At 35.5% G+C, this 22490-nt stretch carries 22 protein-coding genes and 2 tRNA genes; 17 read left to right on the top strand and 7 right to left on the bottom strand.

What is annotated here, in order from left to right; translation table 11 throughout:
* Positions 1-210: 210 nt before the first annotated feature.
* The 3 genes from QXQ25_02265 (at position 211) to QXQ25_02255 (ending at position 2164) form a co-directional block, all read left to right on the top strand.
* Positions 211-711, top strand: a complete 501-nt coding sequence (locus QXQ25_02265) for a cob(I)yrinic acid a,c-diamide adenosyltransferase (GenBank protein ID MEM0160530.1) — start codon at positions 211-213, stop codon at positions 709-711.
* A gap of 615 nt (positions 712-1326) precedes the next feature.
* The gene (locus QXQ25_02260; protein ID MEM0160529.1) at positions 1327-1533 is read left to right on the top strand and encodes a hypothetical protein; all 207 of its coding nucleotides are present in this window, start codon (positions 1327-1329) and stop codon (positions 1531-1533) included.
* Between the two features lie 268 nt (positions 1534-1801).
* Complete coding sequence (locus tag QXQ25_02255) at positions 1802-2164, top strand: methionine-R-sulfoxide reductase (protein MEM0160528.1); 363 nt, start codon at positions 1802-1804, stop codon at positions 2162-2164.
* A gap of 8 nt (positions 2165-2172) precedes the next feature.
* Here the strand turns inward: QXQ25_02255 and QXQ25_02250 are convergent, their stop codons facing one another.
* Positions 2173-3006: a tyrosine-type recombinase/integrase gene (locus QXQ25_02250; GenBank protein ID MEM0160527.1), complete on the bottom strand. Its 834-nt coding sequence runs from the start codon at positions 3004-3006 to the stop codon at positions 2173-2175.
* A gap of 138 nt (positions 3007-3144) precedes the next feature.
* Here QXQ25_02250 and QXQ25_02245 point away from each other — a divergent pair, with 138 nt between their 5' ends.
* The 3 genes from QXQ25_02245 (at position 3145) to QXQ25_02235 (ending at position 5991) form a co-directional block, all read left to right on the top strand.
* Positions 3145-4134, top strand: coding sequence for a sodium:calcium antiporter (locus tag QXQ25_02245; protein MEM0160526.1), 990 nt, complete (start codon positions 3145-3147; stop codon positions 4132-4134).
* Between the two features lie 85 nt (positions 4135-4219).
* Positions 4220-5692 (top strand): ATP-binding protein, encoded by a 1473-nt coding sequence (locus QXQ25_02240; GenBank protein MEM0160525.1) that lies wholly within the window; start codon positions 4220-4222, stop codon positions 5690-5692.
* Positions 5693-5694: 2 nt separating this feature from the next.
* Complete coding sequence (locus QXQ25_02235) at positions 5695-5991, top strand: DUF357 domain-containing protein (protein ID MEM0160524.1); 297 nt, start codon at positions 5695-5697, stop codon at positions 5989-5991.
* Here the strand turns inward: QXQ25_02235 and QXQ25_02230 are convergent.
* Together QXQ25_02230 and QXQ25_02225 are read right to left on the bottom strand one after the other, a co-directional pair.
* Positions 5981-7459, bottom strand: coding sequence for a hypothetical protein (locus QXQ25_02230; protein ID MEM0160523.1), 1479 nt, complete (start codon positions 7457-7459; stop codon positions 5981-5983). The two genes, QXQ25_02235 and QXQ25_02230, sit on opposite strands and share 11 nt — an antisense overlap.
* Positions 7460-7465: 6 nt before the next feature.
* Positions 7466-7747 (bottom strand): hypothetical protein, encoded by a 282-nt coding sequence (locus QXQ25_02225; protein ID MEM0160522.1) that lies wholly within the window; start codon positions 7745-7747, stop codon positions 7466-7468.
* Between the two features lie 133 nt (positions 7748-7880).
* Between QXQ25_02225 and QXQ25_02220 the strand changes: the two genes are divergently transcribed.
* From QXQ25_02220 to QXQ25_02180, 9 genes are all read left to right on the top strand, one after another.
* Complete coding sequence (locus QXQ25_02220; GenBank protein MEM0160521.1) at positions 7881-8954, top strand: radical SAM protein; 1074 nt, start codon at positions 7881-7883, stop codon at positions 8952-8954.
* A gap of 43 nt (positions 8955-8997) precedes the next feature.
* Positions 8998-10026 (top strand): AP endonuclease, encoded by a 1029-nt coding sequence (locus QXQ25_02215; GenBank protein MEM0160520.1) that lies wholly within the window; start codon positions 8998-9000, stop codon positions 10024-10026.
* Entirely contained in the window at positions 10023-10562 is a 540-nt protein-coding gene (locus QXQ25_02210) for an SIS domain-containing protein (GenBank protein ID MEM0160519.1), read from the top strand. Before QXQ25_02215 ends, QXQ25_02210 begins: the two co-directional genes overlap by 4 nt.
* A gap of 11 nt (positions 10563-10573) precedes the next feature.
* Positions 10574-11203, top strand: coding sequence for a radical SAM protein (locus tag QXQ25_02205; GenBank protein MEM0160518.1), 630 nt, complete (start codon positions 10574-10576; stop codon positions 11201-11203).
* Entirely contained in the window at positions 11193-11795 is a 603-nt protein-coding gene (locus QXQ25_02200) for a TIGR00296 family protein (protein ID MEM0160517.1), read from the top strand. The genes QXQ25_02205 and QXQ25_02200 overlap by 11 nt, the downstream gene beginning before the upstream one ends.
* Before the next feature lie 2 nt (positions 11796-11797).
* Positions 11798-13054: a dihydroorotase gene (pyrC, locus tag QXQ25_02195; GenBank protein ID MEM0160516.1), complete on the top strand. Its 1257-nt coding sequence runs from the start codon at positions 11798-11800 to the stop codon at positions 13052-13054.
* A gap of 42 nt (positions 13055-13096) precedes the next feature.
* Positions 13097-13531 (top strand): hypothetical protein, encoded by a 435-nt coding sequence (locus tag QXQ25_02190; GenBank protein ID MEM0160515.1) that lies wholly within the window; start codon positions 13097-13099, stop codon positions 13529-13531.
* 32 nt (positions 13532-13563) lie between these two features.
* Positions 13564-13648, top strand: a tRNA-Leu gene (locus QXQ25_02185).
* Between the two features lie 110 nt (positions 13649-13758).
* On the top strand, positions 13759-15519 hold the full coding sequence (locus QXQ25_02180; protein MEM0160514.1) for a S9 family peptidase: 1761 nt from the start codon (positions 13759-13761) through the stop codon (positions 15517-15519).
* A 185-nt stretch (positions 15520-15704) separates the two neighbouring features.
* On the opposite strand, the gene QXQ25_02175 is transcribed toward QXQ25_02180, so the two are convergent.
* Together QXQ25_02175 and QXQ25_02170 are read right to left on the bottom strand one after the other, a co-directional pair.
* Positions 15705-15778, bottom strand: a tRNA-Ile gene (locus QXQ25_02175).
* A gap of 87 nt (positions 15779-15865) precedes the next feature.
* On the bottom strand, positions 15866-16888 hold the full coding sequence (locus tag QXQ25_02170; GenBank protein MEM0160513.1) for an MBL fold metallo-hydrolase: 1023 nt from the start codon (positions 16886-16888) through the stop codon (positions 15866-15868).
* Positions 16889-16977: 89 nt separating this feature from the next.
* Between QXQ25_02170 and QXQ25_02165 the strand changes: the two genes are divergently transcribed.
* A complete protein-coding gene (locus QXQ25_02165; GenBank protein ID MEM0160512.1) occupies positions 16978-18135 on the top strand; it encodes a pyridoxal phosphate-dependent aminotransferase in 1158 nt (385 codons plus the stop codon).
* Positions 18136-18164: 29 nt separating this feature from the next.
* On the opposite strand, the gene QXQ25_02160 is transcribed toward QXQ25_02165, so the two are convergent.
* Complete coding sequence (locus tag QXQ25_02160) at positions 18165-19328, bottom strand: acyl-CoA dehydrogenase family protein (GenBank protein MEM0160511.1); 1164 nt, start codon at positions 19326-19328, stop codon at positions 18165-18167.
* Between the two features lie 620 nt (positions 19329-19948).
* On the opposite strand from QXQ25_02160, the gene QXQ25_02155 reads away from it, so the two are divergent.
* A complete protein-coding gene (locus QXQ25_02155; GenBank protein ID MEM0160510.1) occupies positions 19949-21091 on the top strand; it encodes an ethylbenzene dehydrogenase-related protein in 1143 nt (380 codons plus the stop codon).
* A gap of 11 nt (positions 21092-21102) precedes the next feature.
* Here the strand turns inward: QXQ25_02155 and QXQ25_02150 are convergent, their stop codons facing one another.
* Positions 21103-22473, bottom strand: coding sequence for an MFS transporter (locus QXQ25_02150; protein ID MEM0160509.1), 1371 nt, complete (start codon positions 22471-22473; stop codon positions 21103-21105).
* Positions 22474-22490: the final 17 nt, after the last annotated feature.

The raw sequence follows: 22490 nt of genomic DNA, 5'->3' as shown, positions 1-22490 counted from the left end.
ACATAATGAATTATACACTCATGTACAAGATGCCTAAATCATGAACCGATGTATCTTAAAGTTGCATAACTCTTGCATTATTCAATTTTTCTCTTAAAAGCCTCTATTTTTTAGGTGGATCTGCCCATTAATCATTCAAAAAATTAAAAATATATTTATAGTTGTTAAGTATACATTACTTTATTAAAGTAAACTTTAATGTGATCTTATATGATACATGTTTATTGTGGTAATGGAAAAGGCAAGACTACAGCTGCTTTTGGATTGGCTATGCGAGCAAAAGGCAGAGGTTTTAAAGTTTGCGTTGTACAATTTTTGAAAAATGAAGACTCTGGAGAAACAATCTCTGCTAAGGCTTTAGGAATTGAGGTATATCAATTTGGAAATCCATGGTTTGTCATAGATAGTCCCGCTGAAGCAGACTTTTTAATGGCTGAAAAAGGGTTTAAATTTGCGGTTGAAAAAATTTATTCAAAAAAATATGATTTAATAATACTGGACGAAATTAACGTTGCACTTTTTTATAAGCTGCTAAATGTTGATGATCTTTTAGAGGTATTAAATACATTACCATCAAATCTAGAACTGGTTTTAACTGGAAGATATGCTTCAGAAAAAGTTATTGATAAAGCAGATCTTGTAACAGAAATGAAAGAGATAAAACATTACTATAGTAAGGGAGTATTGGCAAGGATAGGAATAGAGAAATAATATTAAAAATAAACAGAAAAGGTATTTGTAAGGACGGTTCTATCATAACGCATTAAGTAATTTTGCATAATTTTCTTAAAGTCTCATTAGATTTGCTGAAACTTCTGAATTGTTCATTAAGTCCTAATACAAGATCACAAATTGACGGAAAATATTGATGTTCTAGTTTTCTTATAACTTCCCATACTCTTTCTATCGCATTAAGCTCTGGAAAATATGGTGATAGATATTCAAGTATTACATTATTATTTTCAAGAAATTTGTTTAGCGATGTTGCATGATGATACTTTGCATTATCTAGTATTATCTATATCTTTATTTTTTGGAGATATTTCCATAAGATAATCTCTGAATGTAATAGCGTTATAAGTGGTTGTTATCTTTGTCTGAACTGTCCATTTCTTGGATTTACTGATCCAAATACTCTGATACTGTTCCTTGTATGTTCTTGTAATATTTCTGGATCTCTATCCTCTGCTGTTAACAATATTCTGTATCTGGAGCCATGCTGGTTGAAGTGACATTCATCCAAATATAATAAGTTAGTATTTTCTGAGATCAGATCAAAGAGTTTTTTTAAAATTGTCTTTAAGATCTCTTTCTCCTTTTGCGATCATGGATCTGGATACAAAACTGTATGTAGGATATGGAACGAGCATGAAATCAGGGCGAGATGCGTATAATAAAGCGATGATAATGTTAAAAGCATTAGTTTTAAAAATAAACAGTGTGAGGTTGGATCAGTATTATTCAGGGCAGTCAATAATAGACGATTACTCAGAAGATACAACAAAGAAGAATGCAACAATACAGTCGAAGTAGAAAAGAGATGATCAACTATTTAATGGAAGATCCGTGTAAATATCCAAAAGAATAATTCAAGAGAGAGAATTCAGAAGCAGGATTTTCAGTAGATAAAAGAGAATTTGGCTGGGACATAAGTCAAAAAAGAGAAGATAGAATATCGACAGCACAAATATTCATAGGAACAAATCACAACATTTTTTTGATGAGAGAGTAAAAAGGACTTATGTCACATAATCGAGATCAGGATAAATATTATATATTATAAACGCTATTGTAAAACAACATGGGATATCGAAAATTAACACCTGCAGAAGAAAGAGTAATTATATACAAAGGAACCGAACCACCATATTCTGGAGAGTACGAAAATAATTTTAGGAAGGGAATATACAGATGCAGAAGATGTGGAGCACCATTGTATAGGTCGGATAGCAAATTTGATGCTGAATGTGGCTGGCCCAGTTTTGATGCTGAAATTCCTGGAGCGGTTAAAAGAGTGCCAGATCCTGACGGTATACGAACCGAAATTCAATGTGCAAACTGTGGCGCGCATCTCGGACATGTTTTTGAAGGTGAGAATTTCACAGAAAAAAATGTAAGACACTGCGTAAATTCTATATCTTTGATCTTTGAATCCGAGAAATAAAAAATATATTAGTAGTTAGGTTTTGCTTTTTCATACGCATATTTCAGGCTCTGATCGTCGACATGAGTATAAATCTGTGTTGTTGCAAGGCTTGAATGTCCTAGTATCTGCTGTATAAACCTAATATCTGCACCGTTTCTAAGGAGTGTTGTGGCAAAAGTGTGTCTAAGTACATGTGGAGTTACCTTCTTTGTAATACCGCATTTTGAAGCATATGTTCTGACAAGCCTTTCTACATGAGCGGATGAGATTTTTGTTTTTTTCTGGCTTGTAAAAAGATAATCTTTTACTGGTGTACGGATTGATATGTATTTTTTCAGAGCCTCCAGTGTCTTATCTTCCATGATTACGATTCTGTCCTTGTCTCCTTTTCCGTTCTGGACATGTATGACTTTTTCTGCAAAGTCAATGTCCGAAATTTTAAGGTTGCATAATTCGTTAACTCTGAGTCCAGTATATGCCAGAATGGTAAGAATTGCATAATCTCTCTGGTCGTGTCTAGCGGCCTCAAGCAATCTGGCAGTTTCGCTCAATGTTAGATACTTTGGGTTCTGTTTTGGTCTTCTAGGCACTGAAATGTTCATTGCAGTATCAAGCTTCAAGAATCTGTAAAAAGACTGAATAGCCTTTATTGCGGTATAAATGCTGTTTTTAGAATAGTATTTTTCAACTGCCATATACACTTTGTATTTTTCTATGTCTGCGCTGGTAACTTTTTCTGGATCTTTCTGTGTGTATTCAAGGAAATTTTTAACTATGTTCAGATACTCTCGAACCGTATTTTCACTTTTTTTGTCGCCTAGTAACGCATTTTTATATTTCTCTACCGCAACGTTTGTCATATTATTACCTTTTTATGTCAGCTAATTGTCAGATATAGCATAACTAACATATAAATGTTTTTAAAAAAAATGATGTTATAATGAAAAATATTTATTATGTTCTTTTCTCTATCCATGCATATATAATGGTGATCATATTTGCAAGATACTATTCTCTTATTGATTTCCGGACTGGTGCTTATTTTTATATCTACTGTAGTGTTTACCAACACTATTGAGCATATCGCAAGAAAAATGAGATGGTCGCATTCTTTCACGGGTGCAATCGTAGCTCCTCTTATAACCTCTTTTCCAGAGCTGACTGTTTTTGTAATAGCGGTGTTCATATACAGGGGCATCTCGGGCGATGAAATAGGCATAGGCACCATATTGGGAGAGCCTTTTATGGCATCTACCATCGCTTATACACTCGTTTTTGTCTCTATTATAATTGCCATGTTTTTCAATAAAAGGAAGAAGAGAGATTTAAAGATCGACAAAGTTCTGCGTATTCCATACGCTTTTATTGTAATACTGTTTCCACTGATTCTTATTCCCTACTTTTTCAATATATCAATACTCAAATACCTCTTTGCGGCATTGTTTTTGGGAAGTTATGGATATTATATGGTGCTAATGTACAGGAACAGAGCTGCAGAGCATGTCGAAGAAACTGGAACTTTGATGTTGAGCAGGGTTTTGGCACCCAACTTTGCACTGATTTTGCAACTTATTCTATCTATAGCGGGCATATATTTTGGATCTAGCATCCTGGTGCAGAGCATTGAACAGGTATCTGTTAACACAGGGCTCAGCGCCCTTGCCACTGCAATAATACTGGTTCCGGTTGGTACTGCCATACCCGAGACGCTTAGTGCAATGATCTGGGCATATAAAGGAAAAGATAACTTTGCAATATCTTCGCTCGTGGGAGAAAAGGTTCTGTACTCGACGTTTTATCCTGGCCTGGCACTTTTATTGGTGCCTTGGTTGCTTGACTATTATGCATACATAAGTGTTATAGCAACTACAACCATATCCCTGATATACCTGTACTACATAAACAAAGGGCGCATACCATCTTATGCGCTGTTGTTCGGGTTGATATTTTTTATAATATACATTTTCTTAGTATTTCCTTATCTATAAAAAAAATGATAGTTTCATCGCAAATGTAATATATAATATTGAAATAAATAGAATAACATAATATGAGATAAAGGAGCAAATAAAAATGGATCTGTTTGAGCAAAAAAGCATGGATAAAGTAGGAATAATATATGGAGATGTAGGCACAACACAGGTACAGTTTACGGTCGTGTCCAGCATAGATCAGGGAGAATACGTGCAGATTAAACATCAGACAGTAGGATGGGTACTGGGGAGAATAGATACTATTGAGAGAAAAACAGATTTATCCTCGGTCAAAGCGCTGGAGATGAACAATGGTGAAAAGGTGCCAATACAGGAAACGATAGTAGGAACTATAACGATTATAGGCTACAGGGATGATGCGGGGGTATTGCAGTATCCAAAAACTCCTTTTTTTGCAGGTGCCGAAGTATACAAAGCTCAGGATTCTGTTATAAAAAAAGTGATAGGAATAGATGCGATCAAGAAGACGGGCGCCTTTATTGGAAAACTTTACAATCATGACATTCCGATATATTTGGATATAAACAGCCTGATCCAAAAACATGTGAGCATTCTCTCAAAGACTGGCGGCGGAAAAAGTTACTTGACGGGCGTGATACTTGAAGAGCTTTTAAAGCATAATGTTACGGCGGTGGTAATTGATCCACATGGAGAGTACAGCAGCATTAAAAGTCCTTCTAAAAACTCAGAGCAGTTGAAAAAATATGATCTGGATCCCAAAGGATTTGATTCAGACCTGCTGATATTCAGCCCTGATACAACTGTAAACAGGGACTCTAAACCGTTAAAGTTTACGTTGTTTCAGATGACTTCTAGAGAGCTGTTAACTTTGATGAACCTTGCAGATTACAGACCTTATCTTGTACCGTTGCGAAAAGCTATAGACCGCCTGAAACTCTCTAAAATAGAGTATGGCGTAGAAGACATAATCCGTGTTCTGGAAGAGGAAGAAGAGTCTGCAACAGTGAATGTGCTGGTAAATGCGCTGACTTATCTTAACGAGATCGGTATATTCGAGAAGAAAGGCACGAAAATAGATGAGATTGTGCAAAAAGGAAAGCTATCGATCATAAATCTCAGGGGCGTACCTCCAGACATACAAGAGCTTGTTACACAGAGACTATCATTTGCCTTATTCGAGCTCAGAAAAAGAGACAAGATTCCGCCGTTAATGCTCGTAGTGGAAGAATGTCACAATTTTGTGCCGCAACAGGGCAAGGCACTTTCTTCAAAAATATTGAGGACCATTGCTTCAGAGGGACGCAAGTTCGGGCTTGGTCTGTGCCTGATCTCTCAGAGACCTGCCAAAGTAGACAAAAATGTGTTGAGCCAGTGCAATACGCAGATCATACTTAAGGTCACGAATCCGAACGATCTAAAAGCGATCGGAAGCTCAGTAGAAGGATTAACCAGAGGATCGCTCGAAGAGATTCAGAGATTGCCGGTAGGAGTTGCGCTGGTAATGGGAGGGAACCTGAATATGCCGCTATTTGTGGAGATAAGGCCTAGACAGAGCAAACATGGTGGAGAAAGTGTTAATATTGTAGGGTGAGCATGGTGAACAATAAAATAGAGAAAGAGAAACTTGAGCATTATCTGGATCTTACCAAGACCGCGCTGGAAAAAGTGAATGTTACTGCTCCGAAACCATCACATTTAAATCGTGTTTCGGATGACTTTTTAAACATGATCTGGTCTTATTATAAAGATGCCAAATATTTTTATGAGCATGGTGACTATGTGAACTCTTTTGCAGCAATAAATTATGCGTATGGATGGCTTGATGCCGGAGCTAGGCTTGGATTATTTGATGTATCTGGAGACCACAAACTCTTCACGCTCACAGAATAGCTTTAAAGCATCCTTTTTTTGTCTCGTATATCAATTTGCTTTCTTTCAATGCCTTGAAAATTTTTTCAATTTCTCTGCTTTCCATATCCTTTTCAAACAGCAGCTTTTCAAAGTCATCATATTGCCAGCAGTCTGGCAAAAACCAGTTTAATTCAGATAAGGTCCTCATTGCTATTTTCTGTTTTCTCTGCGTGTTAGATTCGATTTTCAGGTGAGTTAGCTCTTTTTTTATCTGGGGCCTGTACTGTTCATATATTCTGTCCAGGATATCTGTCAGATGTGCAGACACAGTCTGTTCTATGACCATATTATCCAATCCGTATCTTTTAAGGGAATTGACCATGCGTATTGCCTGCTCTCCCAATCCCCCATAAACGCTATCATTGAAGAATACGTTGTTTTCCATGCACTCTTTAATCTCAGGGATATTTTTCTCTATATTATACAGCATTTTGGCCCGGATCTCAAATATCTCTTTTGCACTTAACTCGCTCTGAACATTAGAAAAATGTTTTAATAATGCCATGTGTCCGATATCTAAAGAATATTCTTTTAGTTCAGTGAGCTCAAACTGCAAATCTTCATTCGAGACCAGCAACGGCTGGTCTATGTAGGTGATAATATCTTTCTGCATAGCTGATAGCTCATTAACATTTCCTGATTTTATGGTAGTAAAAGTGAACTCTAAAGAGTCAGTTCTAGATCTTAATATTCTGGATGTTTCATCTTCAGCCTTATGCTGATATTTGATGGGCATTGAAAATTTTTTGATTATTTTTTCACTTTCATCATATTGGTTCGTATAAGATATTATTCCAGATCTGAACAGTGGATGTATCACTGCTTCGATGTCTTTCACAGAATCTTTGATGTTCTGCACCGATGCCAGATTCGTAAAACGAGAAGTGCCAGGCTCGTAATTTATAAAATAGGCTCCAATCCCGCCGCTTTTATTATAATATAAAGGCGTGCTAATGTAAAATAACTTTAAGAACCTGTTTAATAGAGAGCTGTTCTTATCCACGTTTTCATCTATCATGTTGAGCAATCTGTGCTCGTCTATTGCCGGTTTTACCTCTTTAAATACAGTATCCAAGTTCAGAGGGTCCAGCTCGTTTATTAAAATAAAGCGACCAGGAATAGTTATGTAATTTGATAATTCATCAATGGTACCTTTCACTCTCACATAACTGTTTTTTAAAGTTCTGGCAATTGAATCTGGTATTAGTAACAGTATCGATATAGCATTTTGATCAAAGCTGGACACCAGCATTCTGACTTTATAGGTACCGTATATCTTAAAAAGAAAAGGTTCTAGCAAGTATCCTATTTTCTCGGTGTATGAAGACTTTAATAAAAATCCAGATCCTTCCCATTCTCTATTTAAAAAAAGTGTGTGTTTTTTTGTAAATTCATTATTTAATTGCCTGTTCAGCCTGTTTCCCCTGCTATAATAAAAATCATACATTTTTCCTCATCTATATTTGCTGTATCTAAACAACAGGTTTATCAAGCTTTCGGCCATGACATCTGTCAATATGCCTTCCTGCTTTTTTTTCAGTATGAACTCTTTTGCGTCATTTATTCCCAGTCTTGAGGCTTTTGCATATATAGATCCAGATATAGAGCCTCTCACGTTTTCGGGCAATGATTCTAGTACTTTATTAGTCAAATATGTAAATTCAGGAGTTTTGTGCATGTCCAATTTCCTGTTTTTTTTAGATACATTTCTTTTCTTATAATCTGTATTAACCATCACACTCCTTAAATTCATATTTGTTTTAAACTTTTCGGTTATTTTTTTCATAGTAGATGTTTCAAAATTCAATATTTTTAAGATCAATGCTCAGATACTTTTAAATATCGTTATATATTTTAATATCTGAAAAATGATAAAATTACAAAAAGGATCTGCTACCACGAAGCCCTTGCCTGAAGGATGTAGTTTATGTGCTTTAGGTGGTAAGATGGTTTTGTTTGTAACTGGATTATGTAGTCATCACTGTTATTACTGCCCGCTAAGTGATCAAAAAAAGAATCTCGACGTGATTTATGCAGATGAGATGCCCGTAAAAGAGGATAAAGATGTAATATATGAAGCAAAGATGATCAGCGCTTTAGGAACTGGCATAACCGGCGGCGATCCCTTAATAAAGCTTGATAGAACGTTGAGATATATCAATTTATTAAAAGATGAATTTGGAGAAAAGCATCATATTCATCTATACACTGTGACTGGCAGCAAAGACGCTTTTAAAAAATTGAAAGAAGCAGGTCTAGACGATCTAAGAATTCATGTTCCTGAGATTTACTGGACTCGATTAAAAGGCTCTGGTTATGCAAACATTCTCATGAACGCCGTAAACGCAGAGCTTAATGTTGGCATCGAAGTGCCAGTTATACCGCATAAAGAAAAAGAATTATTAACACTTATCAAGGTTGCAGAGTCATTAAATGTAAAATTTATAAATCTGAACGAGCTTGAGTTTTCAGACACAAACTGGCAGAGCATGAAACTTTTAAATTTTGAGACTAAATCTTATATTTCCACCGCAGTGAAAGACAGTGAAACTACGGCTTTAAAGGTGTTGAAAGAATCGGATACTGACATGATCGTTCATTACTGTTCTGCGGCATTTAAAGATGGGATACAGATGAAGAACCGGCTAAAAAGAAGGGCAAAGAACGTGGCAAAAGAATATGAGGTAATAACGAGTGATAGCACATTGCTTAGAGGCGAGATCTATACAGATAACCCTGAAAAATTAGCATTACGTTTGATAAAAAGATACGATGTACCTAAAACATTAATTGAGATCAGGTCTGATAAAATATACATAGCACCATGGATACTTGAAAAGATTGCAAAATATCTAGATGAACAGTGTTATATAACAGAAGTATATCCAACATGGGATCAGTTAGAAGTAGAGAAAATTAACATAAAAACCGAAAAATTATAAAATAAGCAAAGATATATAGTATCTTCAAAGGTGAAAATAATAAATGATTCGTTTTGGCATAGCTGGAATTCCCCTATCTTCAAAAGGCAGAACTTTGAGAGATGGCATTGAAGACGCTTATTTAATGGGATTAAGTGCTTTAGAAGTACAGTTTTTGAAAGTTAATATTTTCGAAAAAGAAGCATTTGAAGAGGCGGGATTGTATCCGAGAGAAGTAGTTCCAGATAAGAGGGAAGAGAGCAGAATTATAGTAAATATCAGCAGAGCTGATAAAAACGGGAATTTTGTGCCAATAGGCATAAACTCAAAGATTGAGGAAAATGACATCTTGCAGATTCTGCAGTGGAACCTGGCAAGAAGTTATGAAGAGCTCAGAGATTTAAAGACCCTGGCAAAAGAGCTGGATATAAAAATTAACATTCATACTCCCTATTATATGGATCTTATAAACAATCCAAACCTGATAGAGAGATCTATTAATTACATACTATGGTCTTCATATCTGGGTGATGAGCTAGGCGCTGAGATGGTGATCAGCAATATAGGATTATATGAAAAGCTAAAGAGCGCTGACGCTTTAAAAATTGTTGATATGAATATAAAGCAAATACGAAAGAGATTAAAAAAAGAAAAGATTAATTTAAAGCTGGGATTCGAGACTTCAGAAAAGAAAGAGGTATTTGGAGCACTGGATGAGCTTGTTACGCTTAGCAGTAATAACAGCGGCGTGTTGCCCATTATAAATTTTGCAAAGCTATTTGCAAGGCAAGACTACACATTAAAAGAAAAGGAAGAATTTGAAACAATATTGGACATGGTAAAACCATACTATAAAAATGAGCTTTATTTTCAATTTGCAGGCATTGAGTTTACGGCAAATAACGATATCCGAATTTCGCCGGTCAAAAAAGGAGACTTGAAATTCGAGGCTCTTGCAGATCTGTTAGTGAATGAGGACAGAGAGATTACGATAATCTCGAATTCACCATTGATAGAGCATGACGCCCAGTATATGAGAATAATATACGAACGTAAGCTGGGCGATTTATTGCAGAAAAAGGTGAAAAAATGATATTTAACACTGCTGAAAATTATATATTAGATCATTTACGAGAAACGATGGATCATATTGAAAAAGAAAAGATAGATTCAACTGTAAATATGATTTTGGAGACAAACCATGTGTTTGTGTACGGTGCTGGCAGGTCAGGCATAATCAGCAAAGCTTTTGCTATGAGGCTAGTACAACTGGGCATTACAGCATATTTTATCGGAGAAACTATTACTCCGATAGTATCAGACCGGGATTTGACCATACTGATTTCAAATCAGGGAACTACCAAGTCCACGTTGCTGGTTGCACAGGTATGCAAAAAAGTAAAATCCAAGATCATAGTGATAACAGGCAACGACAATGCGCCGCTATTAAAATATGCAAATCTATCATTTATATTAAAAGTAAAAAAAGATAATCCAGAGCTGGCACCTTTAGGTACACTATTTGAATTGAACACGTTGCTATTTTTTGACAGTTTGGTTGCTCAGCTTATGTCTGTAATGAATGAAACAGAAAAGAGCATGAGGTCCAGGCATGCTATATGGGTTTAGAAGGATGAAAAATGAAGATCAATGAGATATTTTATTCAATACAAGGAGAAGGTGTACACATCGGGATACCGATGGTTTTTGTACGTTTTACAGGCTGCAATTTAAGATGTGAGTGGTGCGATACAAAGTATGCATTTTTTGAAGGTTCGCAAATGAGTGTGGAAGAAGTGATGAAAGAGATAAAAAAGCACAAGGTTCGATGGGTCTGCATAACAGGTGGAGAGCCTTTATTGCAAGAAGATGTGTATACATTGATATACCAGCTTTTAAAAGAAGAGTATAATATACTTATCCAGACAAACGGATCAATATCATTAATAGACATTCCTTGTGAAGATACAATATTTATAAATATGGATATTAAGACGCCCTCTTCAAAGATGCAGGACAAGCTTTTAGATTCAAATCTTGAAATTTTGGGAAAGAAAGACAGCATCAAATTTGTGATTGCGGATGAAGAAGATTATAAATACATGAAACAGTTTTTAAAAGAGCATGAGATAGAAAGTGAAGTGATCTTGCAGCCAGAGGGTAACAAAAACTATAAAGAGCTCGTGGAAAAAGTATTAAAAGACCGGTTGAATGTAAGAGTATTGCCACAGCTTCATAAATTGATATGGGGTGATAAGCATGGAGTTTGAAAATAAAGAGGGAATATTAGCAGTTCAGATATCACGAGATGCGGTAACAGAGTATTTGAAAGAACATAGGGTGAAAGTTCCAGAGAATGTTCCAGACAAGTTTAAAATGAAAACTGGCGTGTTTACCACGATCTCCAGCTATCCGTCAAAAGAGCTGAGGGGATGCATTGGCTTTCCAGAGCCTATTTATCCGTTAATAGAGGCATTAGTAAAGTCTGCCATTTACGCAGCCACCGAAGATCCCAGGTTCATGCCTGTGGAGTATGATGAGCTTGATCATCTAGTTTTTGAGGTGTCGTTGCTGACGCCTCCGTCATTGATTAGTATCAATGATCCTGAAGACTATTTTAACATCATAAAAATAGGGCAAGACGGCCTTATTGCAGAATTGGGTGGAATGCGTGGCTTATTGTTGCCACAGGTGCCTGTTGAGAACTCTTGGGATATAAAGACATATCTTATTGAAACATGTCTTAAAGCAGGGTTAAGCCCAAGTTGCTGGAAAAACAAAAATGTCAGATTTTATAAGTTTTCAGGGACTATATTTGAAGAAACAGAACCGAAAGGAACCATTGTAAAAAAGAGGATCTGATCATGGATTATATACTGGACGGAAAGATCTCGAAAGATGGAAACATAATTGATGTTAACATAGGCATTGAAGATGGAAAGATAAAAGAGATCAAAAAAAATATAACAGGTTCAAAAACGATAAAGATTGAAGGATTGATCATTCCCTCAATGCTGGACCTGCATGTTCATTTTAGAGAGCCTGGCTATACATATAAAGAGGACTTTGAGACTGGCTCTCTAAGTGCGTTGTTTGGCGGCGTGAGTTTTGTAATGGATATGCCAAACACTAAACCTGTTACTGACAACAAAGAATCTTTCGAAGAGAAAAAACGGTTAGCGTCTGCAAAGTCATACATAGATTTTGGATTGTTCGCAGCAGTGTCTGAAAAGTATAATGAATATTTTGTTAAAGATGTTCCTGCATTCAAGCTGTATATGTCTGAAACTACAGGAATAAACCCCGAAAATTTGGATCTGTTGTTAGATAACGCCTCAAAAATAGCTGCTGAAAAGATCATATTTGTGCATTCTGAGCTAAAATCAGAGTTTTTGCAAGGCACTGCAAAAAATCTGAAAGAGCATAGCATGATCAGATCGGAAATCAGCGAGATCAATGCTGTTCGCTTACTGATCTCAAGAAACTTGAAAAACATGCATATCACACATGTAAGCAGTCCTGACACCATACCTTATGCGATCAGTGCAGATTACAGCACTGACGTCACACCCCATCATCTGTTTTTGGACTATTCTTCAGATCTAAATGCATATGCAAAAACAAATCCGCCAGTAAGATCAAAACATACTGCTGGCCAGCTATGGAATATGCTTATAGCAGGCAGCATTGACTTTGTAGCATCAGATCATGCTCCGCATACTATCGAGGAAAAAGAAAAAGAATTTGAATATGCACCGTCGGGAGTTCCGAACGTAGAGACCACTCTGCCATTGTTTTTAGAGCGTTACAGGAGAGGAGAGATCACGATAGAACGCTTAATTGATGTGCTTTCAAGAGCTCCTGCAAAATTGTTAAATATTAAAAAAGGTAGCATTGAGCCAGGATTTGATGCAGATTTAATTGCGTTCAAGATCTCTGACACGAAGAAAATAGATGCTAGAAAACTGCATTATAAATGCGGATGGAGCCCTTATGAAAAACTGTCTGCCATTTTTCCGCACACGGTCATAGTAAGAGGAGAATTCAAGATTGAGAACTTTGAGCTGGAAGCTAGTGCAGGCTCTGGCAAATACTATTACGAGGATCACGATAATATTTAAGTATAGGAAAAATATATAGTAGACAATAAAGGAGTAATGCAGATGGTATCGAAAGTAATAACCTCAAACTTTGAGATGATCGGGCAACAGCTTGACTCTATTTTAAAGAGAATAGAAAAGCTAGAAAAAGATCAGGCTGAAGCAATGGTCATTATAAAGAACCTAGAGGGAAGCATTGCTTTCTTAAGTGTTTTATCAGCAAAATTAAACACTAATTCTTATGAAATTACATCTCAGATCGAGGATAAGATAGATGCTATATACAAAGACATTAATGCAGAAAAAGAGAGAATAATAAATGAGTTTGGCACTCTCATTTCTTCAAAGTTTGAAGATCTGGAAGAGAATTTAAATTTAAACGAGGAACCTTCAAAAGAAGATATTGATCAGACTAAATTAAAGGATTTAACACCAGAGTATGATAATTCTAAAGATTCTACCAGTAGGAAAAACATAAAAAGAAAGAGAAAAGATTGAAATATTATCTTGATTTTACCTGTTTTTAAAGAGCGGAGGTTGCCGAGCCAGGTTAAAGGCGACAGACTCAAGATCTGTTTCTGTAGGGATCCGCCGGTTCGAATCCGGCCCTCCGCACTAGAGCATATATTTTTTGTAAAGTTATTTTTCAGAACAGTCTCTAAAACAGTGTGCATTGCCAAGATTTAAAATAAAATTTTAAATAGAATGAACAGATTAATATCAATATGATAGCGAAAGATGCGTATTTGGTAAAATTTGCAAATGAAATTTTTTCAGCAGGAGATTTTGCTCTATTCTCTCTGAACTTTATAAAAAACGATGAATATCACTCATCTATTTATCAGATCGACAGCTATGGAAATACTCAGCAACTAACATATGGAGAACATGAGAAGAACGCGAAATTTATAGATGGCAGGCTTTTTTATATAAGACATGAGAAAGAGAGAGATACTCTAATGGAGCTTTCAGCAATGAAAGAGCCGAGAGAGATTGTATCATTTCATAAGATAAAAGATTATTTGTTGATCAAAGGGAACATGTTTGTAATTGGCCTGGAAGATTCAGATAACAGCCTTCCATTCGCTGCAGACAAGATAAAATACAGGTACAATGCACGCGGGCTCATAAGAAAAAATTACGCTCTCTACACTGTGGGAAAAGAGGTTAAGAAAATTTATTCTGGCCGCTTTGATGTAAATGCAATAGCCTCAAACAATAATAGAATACTCATCGAAACAACTGAAAACATGGATGACTACGATGTTAGCGATTTATACGAAATAGACAACGATGGAATCGTAATAAAAAGGATAACGGAAGAACCTGCGTCAATAAATGGATTTGCAGTTTCCGAGCATGGAAGAATTGCTTTTTCCGGACATTACGGCATTGAGCCGTGGAAAGTAAGTAAGATAATATTTCCTGAAGAAAAAACAGAACTGATGGTGGGCAATGATGCTGATAACTCAATAATCAGTGATTCATTTTCAAGTTCTAGATACAAGGTCAAATTTTACGGAGATACTCTTTATGCAATTGGGCATGAAAGATCGTCTTCGTTTGTATTTCGCATAGGCGAAAAGATTGAAAAACTGACCCCAGATCATGAAAACATCATTGATTTTGATGTTAACAAAAATCTAGCATATATCTATTCCACGCATAAAAAACCATCTATTGTTAACTTTGTGAGAGAATATGATATAAACGAAAATATTAAAGGAGCAGTACCCGATACGATCAATGTTGATGAAGGAGAAGAATTTGCGCTAATACGATCTCCTGATTCACCATCCATCCTTTTTATACATGGGGGTCCGCATAGTGCATATGGACATACTTATTTTATAGAGTTTCAGTATTTTTATGAAAACGGATACAACATATTATTTGCAAATCCGCCTGGAAGCACAGGTTATGGACAAGAATATGAAAAAGCATGTGTTGGAGACTGGGGTGGAAATGATTTGAAGTTCTTGCAAAAGTTTCTGAAAACAGTAAAGGAAAAATACAAATTAACTGGAAAGATTGGTGTGACAGGTGGATCATATGGTGGGTTCATGACTAACTGGATCGTAACGCATGATAATGAGTTTGACTGCGCTATTTCAGAACGCTCTATTTCCAATCTTTTTAGCATGGTTGGAACAAGCGACATAGGGTTCTGGTTCAATGCAATGGAGCTAGGAATAAAAGATCCATACGAAAAGAGTTCTGTTGAAAAATTGATGGCATATTCGCCGATAATGTATATAAAAAATGTAAAGACTCCAACTATGCTTATTACAGGTGAAGAAGATTACAGATGCCCGATTGAGCAGGCAGAACAGTTTTTTGTGGCTTTAAAACTGAACAATGTTGATACAGAACTTGTGAGATATATGGGAGACAACCACGAGCATGCCAGAGCAGGAGTTCCAAAAAACATGGTTGATAGATTGGAGAGAAAGCTTGCATGGTTTGATAAATATTTAAAAAACTGATCTAACTGGATTTCCTGTGCCTCTAATGTAAATCATTATCTTCTGCTACACTAACAATACGATAAGTCAATATTTAGTTTACTTATAGATATACTTAAATAGCAAACTAAAATGCTGGTGGTGTAGTAAGAAAAAGTTTTCAGAATATTTTCAAGAAGATATAAAAAAAATCAAATCACGATCAGTGGGGCTGATCGGGTTCGAACCGACGACCAGCGGGTTATGAGCCCGTCGCTCTACCTAGCTAAGCTACAGCCCCAGAGCTCTAGGTCTATAATGTACCTAGAATATTTAATATTTTCCGATTTTCATCAAAAATATTTATCTTAATTGCAAAGTTATATATTCAAGCCCGTTCATAATAAATTGTTTGATCTGTTAACATTGATCTTATAAGTTTCTCACGTTCTAGATAAATTAAGTGCGCTATTGTTTCTCCAACTGCAAAATATTTCTGTGTTTCTGGAAAAGATTTCCAGCCTCCAGCCTTCAAGTTCCATGATATAGATCCTGCAATTTCATATGCTGTTTTTTTCCCTTCTTTTATAGCTAACAGTATTTCATCAAGCCTGATTTTATGATGATTTTTAATTTCATTTATTCTTTTTCTGTGATCAAATCCCAATTTTCCATGTCCTGGTAAAACCAATTCTATATCCAGATCATATATTTTATCCAGGCTTTCAAGATAATTTTTCAGCGAGTTGTCCAAAGAAGGCCACCATGTAATGTTAGGAGTTATATCAAAAAGAAGGTGATCTCCTGAAAATAGCATTTTTTTGTCTGGCTCATACAGGCACATATGCCCTGGTGAATGGCCGGGGGTAAGCACTGCCTCTAACCTAAAGGTGCCATAGTTTAGGATATCTTTATCATTCAGTGCTTTAAAGTTTATTTTTTTAAATTCATCACTTATCGGATACGTTTTAACAAACATGTTATTTAGAATTTTAAATGCACTATTTAGCTCACTTTCAGGAAAACCGTTTTTATCCATGTATTTATTGATTTCCAGCCAGTATGTAGAACTGTTTGCATATTCAAACACAATTTTATGTTCAACATTACTCAAATACACAGTGGCTGTTGCTGCCAATTTGCTGATTAAACCAATATGATCTGAATGCATGTGAGTTATAAAAAAATCGGTATTATCCAGTTTTACATCAAGCTCATCCAAGGCTTTAATCATTGCTTCATAACATTCTTTTAGATTTAGGCCAGTATCGATTACCAATGATCTTTTAGCTCCCTTGATCAAATAAGAATTCACGAATCTGAGAGGACTATCTGGTAACGGAATCTGAATCTTGAATAGCTCTGGTTTTATTTCTTCAATATTATTGTTGTATTCTTTTTTAAGAACCATCTCTTTTCGTAATCCAGACATTATATTTAATCATTTGTACACAAGAACAAAAGAGAATTTTAATATACTTGAGTTAATCATTATTGTTTATGGAAAAAGCCCAACTTAAAAAAAATGTTTTGGATAACGTTGCAGTAAATGATATAGCCCAGATTAGAGACTTGATGTTAAAATTGCAGAGCGAAGGAAAAAAAGTATACAGATTAGAGTCTGGTGATCCATCTTTCAATGTTTCAGATAATATAAGCAATGCTATTAAAGAGGCTTTGATTACCGGCAAGACCCATTATACAGAGTCTGCAGGTATTCCAGAGCTTAGAGAATATATTTCAATTAAATTAAGAAAAAAGAACAAGATAAAAAATGCAATTTCAGACAATGTCTTAGTTACGAGCGGGGGTACGAATGCGCTTTATATCATATTCAGATCTCTGTTATCCAGAGGCGACAAAGTAATAGTTCCAGACCCTATGTGGTCTGATATTGGAGAAATAATAAAACTTGCTGGCGGAAAGCCAATAAGCATCTCGATCGATCACTATAAAGATTTGGAAAATATTTCAGAACTTGAAAATATCCGTGCTATATTCATCAGTTCTCCTCACAATCCTACTGGCAAAGTGTTTAAGATTGAAGAACTGAAAAAAATTGCCAGATTTGCGGCTGAAAAAAACAGTTTTATCGTGAGCGATGAAGCATATGAAGACATAATATTCGATAATAATAAACATATTAGCCCGGCTTCAATTTATCCAGACACAATCTCAATTTTTTCAATGTCAAAAAGTTATGCTATGAGTGGCTTGAGAATAGGATATATCTATTTGGACCACGATCAGCTGATAGAGCGTGCAAGAAAAATGCTCAGATACACAGTCAATGGTGTAGCTTCGATTGTACAGTATGGTGCACTTGCAGCTTTAAGCAGTTCACAGGATGAGATTGAGAAGATGAGAAAAGAGTACCAAAAGCGGAGAGATATACTTTACGATGCTGTAAAAAATTCAAGATACTTTAATCCTATATTACCCGAAGGTACATTTTATCTGTGGGCACGCATCAAGAGATATCCTAAAGGCATTAAAAACTCATGGGAATTTTCAAGATCTATTCTTGAAAAAGAGAAAATAGGCACTGTACCAGGTTCTGTGTTTGGCAAAAATGGAGAGAATCATATCCGATTTTCGTTTAGTGCAGATACAATGCATATCATTGAAGCATCAAAATTGATAAAAAGAGAGTTATAAGCTTTCAGTCTCTATATTGTTTATTTTCTCTATGCAAACTTGTTTTTATTCTTTACGTTTGATTGCTTAATCAAATGCGTGAGAATGATTTTCATTGCTTCAGAAGATCCGAGTCCCAATGTAGATGCATGTGCGTCTCTAGCAAACCTTTCTATAACAGTACCACGTAAGTATCCAAATCCGCCAGAAACATGAAGACTATTTTCTACACTTTTCATCAATGCCTCAGTTACAAAAAGCTTTGTAGCAGTGCTTTCTATGCTTATAGGCTTTTTCATATCCATCAACATTGCAGTGTTGTAAACAAGAAGCCTTGATGCTTCAAGATTAGTTAATATCTCTGATATATAATTCTGTATATACTGATAATTTATGATCGACAATCCATTACTTTCTCTGTTATTTGCAAATCTAACAGATTCTTCAAAAATTCTCTGCATCATGCCAAGCGATCCTGCAGACAATGTTACCCTTGCTCTTTCAAGCACTGTAGAAAAGATCTTTAGTCCCATGTTTTCAGTGCCAATTATAGATCTTTCAGTGATTGGAGAGTTATTATAATAGAGCGAAGAAATTGCAGTACCTCTCATACCAGTCATATGAATCTTAGGTCCAATTCTAAAATTCGGCGTATTTTTTTCAACCAGAAATGCAGATATTCCTCTCTCTCTCAGTTCCGGTGCTGTTTTTGCAAATACAATAAAATAGTCCGCAACCAGAGCATTTGTGATAAAATTCTTAGAGCCTGTCAGATAATATGTATCATTAACTTTTTTTGCAGTGCTTCTGATACCTCCCACGTCTGTTCCTCCAACAGGCTCTGTAAATGCAAATGCTGGTATTTTTTCCCCTGCTACAATTTCTTTCAACGTTTTCTTCTGATTCTCATTGCCAAAGAAGAGAATCGTGTTTTCGTATAAACTTTTCAATTCCATCAGTATGGCAGTGTTAGAGTCCACGCGCGCAATTTCTTCAGTTGCAATAATTTCTTTGATCTTGCTCGGGTCAGTACCTCCATATTCTTCTGGTATGCCTAATCCTAATATTCCTTCCTCCGCCAATGCCTTGTGAGATTCAACCGGAAACTCTTCGTTTTCATCCCATCTGCTTGCGTTTTTTTGAATATTTTCTTCACAGAATTTCCTGATCTTTATACGAAAATCTTCAAGCTCATTAGAAATAAAAGATATCATATAATAATTCATTGTGTTTCCAATATTTAAATATATTGACTTTTCACCAGACTATCGGCAGATTTTTAAATATCTCTAATTTATAACACTTATACTATAGATAGGATTTTTAGAAAACTTATTGAGAAACCTGCGAATGTGATTTCAGAGCATACAAAGATCAATAAACACTCTAAAAAAATCTCTTTAACAAAAATTTTTTTAATCTTAACAACAATAAATAGATTAAATATGCCTAATATTACTATAAAAAAGAATGTGAATATATCTAAATTTCTAAACAACATACAAATAGACCTATCATATCTTTGCGAAATTATCCTATTTTTTAATCTATCTTTATTTAATTGTTCATAATTTTTAGGTATAAAGCAAATTTTTAAAAATCGTTAGACCTAATCTTTCGAAAAATTGTAGTTAACCTCTCTACTTTTTTTACAGACCGTTATAAAGCCTGGTATATTACCATTCTTGATGACAGGATCTGGAAATTCTTAACTTATATATATAAAATATTATGAGCTTAATTATAAAGACAAAAATAATTCATAATATAAAGCAACACTACTCAGCAATGAAAAATAATAATCTATAAATAGCAGAATGAGTTTTATCGACTTATGGGCAAATCAAACATTTTCGGTAAGAAAGCAGTGTTATCTATTTTAGTTGCTGCGGTAGCTATAATAGGGTTTACCGGCTTTTTGAACATAGTTAATGCACAGAGTTCTAACACGATAATATCATATAGTGTAACAGGTACACCTAACTGGACTGCACCTGGTACGGAATCGTATTGGAAAAACATTCCGTGGACACCAATCTCTTTAATAGAGTCTGTGCAGGGGGGCGGTCATACACCTCAAATCAGTGTGAAATCTGCGCATACTAATACTGACATATACATGCTAATTACTTGGCAGGATAGCAATCCATCATATTTAGGCTCTTCTGCATTTGGATTTAATACAGTTGCAATTCTTGAAGGTAAAAACAGTACAGGTACCTATTATATAGATAACCCTAACAGAACCCAGGAACAGCAGGCTGTTGAAAACGGTACATTAGTAGGACTTTTTCACAATGCGACATACTATTATCCAGATAGAATGGCAATTATGTGGAGCCTTGGTGCAACTTCTGACTGTATGAATCTAGGCGCTAACGGCGGTTCTCTATCCACTGGAGCAGCCAATATTTGGGAATGGGAATTTGGATCTACAGACAACTCTTCAAAAGATCCTGCCTGGAATTTGTGGACAAATACTACTGCAACAGGAACAAACACAACTCCGACGCATAGTTTCGCTTTGAATCTGTACTCAAATCAAACTAATCTGTACCAGGTAGGCATTGGAGGAAACACCTATGCAAGCTGGTATAATCCGGTGCCTGAAACTGTAAATGTAGATCCATATATTGTCTGGACTGCTGCAAACTATTCAAACGGTAACTGGACAGTCGAGTATGCAAGATCTTTCACAACTCCTTCGCAGCTCTCAAGCTATGAGGTTCAGTTTGGTCAGGGGAAAACATACAGTGTTGCATTTGCCATATGGCAAGGATATCAAGGAGAATCTGCATTTGTAAAAAGCATAGCACCATCCTTTTATTCACTTAGTATATCTTCTTCATCACCTTCTAGCACTAGTAGTTTTATATTACCTATCACAACCATATTGATAGCAATGATAATCATAGTAATTCTAATAGGCACTGCAATTATAGCACTAATATACAAAAATCCTGCACATAAAAAATAAACACTTTAATTTTATTTTTTTGAAAATAGTGCGGTTATCAAAATAATAATAGCAAATATGGCCGCAACACTAAAAACAAACAAATACGAGAATTTGTCAGGTAATATTATTGGTAAAGCGTAAATATTAAAGTTATAATAATATGTATAATTTGAAAGTATGTACCCTGCAATCGTTCCTCCAACCACTCCCCCTGCAGTTCTTGCTATCATGTTCATGCCAGTTGCCGAGGGTATTATTTCCCTCGAAACAGAAGTTGTAAGAAGATTTATGGAAGAGACGAGATCTATTGCCAGTCCTGAGGAGATGAATAACTCCCAAACTATTATTAATATTAGATTATTATTGAAAACTCCGAGAAGTGAATATCCAGCAAATATAAGCATTGACCCAAAAATTAAAAAAAACCGCTTGCTAATTTTATTAAGATTAAATCCTACGACTGGAGATATAATAAGCATTATCACAGAATAAGGCAATATAATAAGTCCCGCTTGCAAATAGTTTAAATTAAAACCAAAGATACCGGGATTAGTAAGTTTTAATATAATCGGCTGATAAAACTCAAACTGTGTAACTCCTATAAAAAAAGCTGTGATGTTTGCGATCATTACTTCTCTACTTTTAAGAATATCCAGTCTTACAATCGGATTTGTAGATATCCATTCAATCATTATGAACAATATGAATATGACTAAAGAAAGTGCCATATACCATTGTGCAGAACTAAATGGAAGAGTTAGAGAATATACAAAAAAGAACAATGTAATACCCAATGTAACTATGCCGGGCATATCGATTTTAATATTTTTGTCATTGTAATCTTTCGGAATATACATTAAAACAAAGACCAGGTCCAATATTACAAAAGGAACAATAGTGTGATAAGACCATTGCCAGTTTGACAAATAATCTATCATCGCTCCGCCGATTATTCCCATGCTAGCTCCCAGTGCAAACATAGAACTTAAAACGCCCTGTGCCAAGCCGACATTATGTTTATCAAACTGGTCTGAAATAATAGAATAAGAGATAGGAAATACCCCTGCTCCAATGCCCTGAATGCCCCTCAAGATTATCAGATTAGTATAAAAAACTTGGAATCCGCTTAGAGAAACAGAAATTAAATAAATCAAAATGGAGAGTAACAATATAACTTTTCTGCCATATCTTTCGCTCAACTTAGCTAACAATGCCATGGTAGTCGCAGCTACTAAGAGATACGAAGTGATTATCCATGCTAAACTGGAAGAGCTAATAGAATAATTCAACTCAGCCAGGATCTGTGGTAGTGCTGGAATCATCATAGCTTCAGTGTACATGATTAAAAATGAAGTAAAACTTAGTATGAGGAGTATTCGCTTCTCTTTAGAGTTCATCATCTGTACTAAATACTATT

This window comes from Thermoplasmata archaeon (genome assembly GCA_038729465.1).
Taxonomy (GTDB): domain Archaea; phylum Thermoplasmatota; class Thermoplasmata; order Thermoplasmatales; family ARK-15; genus JAVRLB01.
The sequence above is the reverse complement of the archived record's forward strand: the minus strand, read 5'-3'. Positions and strand labels throughout refer to the sequence as shown.

What these genes read in the sequence shown, in the direction of transcription:
- QXQ25_02265 (MEM0160530.1), top strand. Translation starts at nt 211, where the DNA reads ATGATACATGTTTATTGTGGTAATGGAAAAGGCAAGACTACAGCTGCT.
- QXQ25_02260 (MEM0160529.1), top strand. Translation starts at nt 1,327, where the DNA reads ATGGATCTGGATACAAAACTGTATGTAGGATATGGAACGAGCATGAAA.
- QXQ25_02255 (MEM0160528.1), top strand. Translation starts at nt 1,802, where the DNA reads ATGGGATATCGAAAATTAACACCTGCAGAAGAAAGAGTAATTATATAC.
- QXQ25_02250 (MEM0160527.1), bottom strand. Translation starts at nt 3,006, where the DNA reads ATGACAAACGTTGCGGTAGAGAAATATAAAAATGCGTTACTAGGCGAC.
- QXQ25_02240 (MEM0160525.1), top strand. Translation starts at nt 4,220, where the DNA reads ATGGATCTGTTTGAGCAAAAAAGCATGGATAAAGTAGGAATAATATAT.
- QXQ25_02235 (MEM0160524.1), top strand. Translation starts at nt 5,695, where the DNA reads ATGGTGAACAATAAAATAGAGAAAGAGAAACTTGAGCATTATCTGGAT.
- QXQ25_02230 (MEM0160523.1), bottom strand. Translation starts at nt 7,459, where the DNA reads ATGTATGATTTTTATTATAGCAGGGGAAACAGGCTGAACAGGCAATTA.
- QXQ25_02225 (MEM0160522.1), bottom strand. Translation starts at nt 7,747, where the DNA reads ATGGTTAATACAGATTATAAGAAAAGAAATGTATCTAAAAAAAACAGG.
- QXQ25_02220 (MEM0160521.1), top strand. Translation starts at nt 7,881, where the DNA reads ATGATAAAATTACAAAAAGGATCTGCTACCACGAAGCCCTTGCCTGAA.
- QXQ25_02215 (MEM0160520.1), top strand. Translation starts at nt 8,998, where the DNA reads ATGATTCGTTTTGGCATAGCTGGAATTCCCCTATCTTCAAAAGGCAGA.
- QXQ25_02210 (MEM0160519.1), top strand. Translation starts at nt 10,023, where the DNA reads ATGATATTTAACACTGCTGAAAATTATATATTAGATCATTTACGAGAA.
- QXQ25_02205 (MEM0160518.1), top strand. Translation starts at nt 10,574, where the DNA reads ATGAAGATCAATGAGATATTTTATTCAATACAAGGAGAAGGTGTACAC.
- QXQ25_02200 (MEM0160517.1), top strand. Translation starts at nt 11,193, where the DNA reads ATGGAGTTTGAAAATAAAGAGGGAATATTAGCAGTTCAGATATCACGA.
- pyrC (MEM0160516.1), top strand. Translation starts at nt 11,798, where the DNA reads ATGGATTATATACTGGACGGAAAGATCTCGAAAGATGGAAACATAATT.
- QXQ25_02190 (MEM0160515.1), top strand. Translation starts at nt 13,097, where the DNA reads ATGGTATCGAAAGTAATAACCTCAAACTTTGAGATGATCGGGCAACAG.
- QXQ25_02180 (MEM0160514.1), top strand. Translation starts at nt 13,759, where the DNA reads ATGATAGCGAAAGATGCGTATTTGGTAAAATTTGCAAATGAAATTTTT.
- QXQ25_02170 (MEM0160513.1), bottom strand. Translation starts at nt 16,888, where the DNA reads ATGGTTCTTAAAAAAGAATACAACAATAATATTGAAGAAATAAAACCA.
- QXQ25_02165 (MEM0160512.1), top strand. Translation starts at nt 16,978, where the DNA reads ATGGAAAAAGCCCAACTTAAAAAAAATGTTTTGGATAACGTTGCAGTA.
- QXQ25_02160 (MEM0160511.1), bottom strand. Translation starts at nt 19,328, where the DNA reads ATGATATCTTTTATTTCTAATGAGCTTGAAGATTTTCGTATAAAGATC.
- QXQ25_02155 (MEM0160510.1), top strand. Translation starts at nt 19,949, where the DNA reads ATGGGCAAATCAAACATTTTCGGTAAGAAAGCAGTGTTATCTATTTTA.
- QXQ25_02150 (MEM0160509.1), bottom strand. Translation starts at nt 22,473, where the DNA reads ATGATGAACTCTAAAGAGAAGCGAATACTCCTCATACTAAGTTTTACT.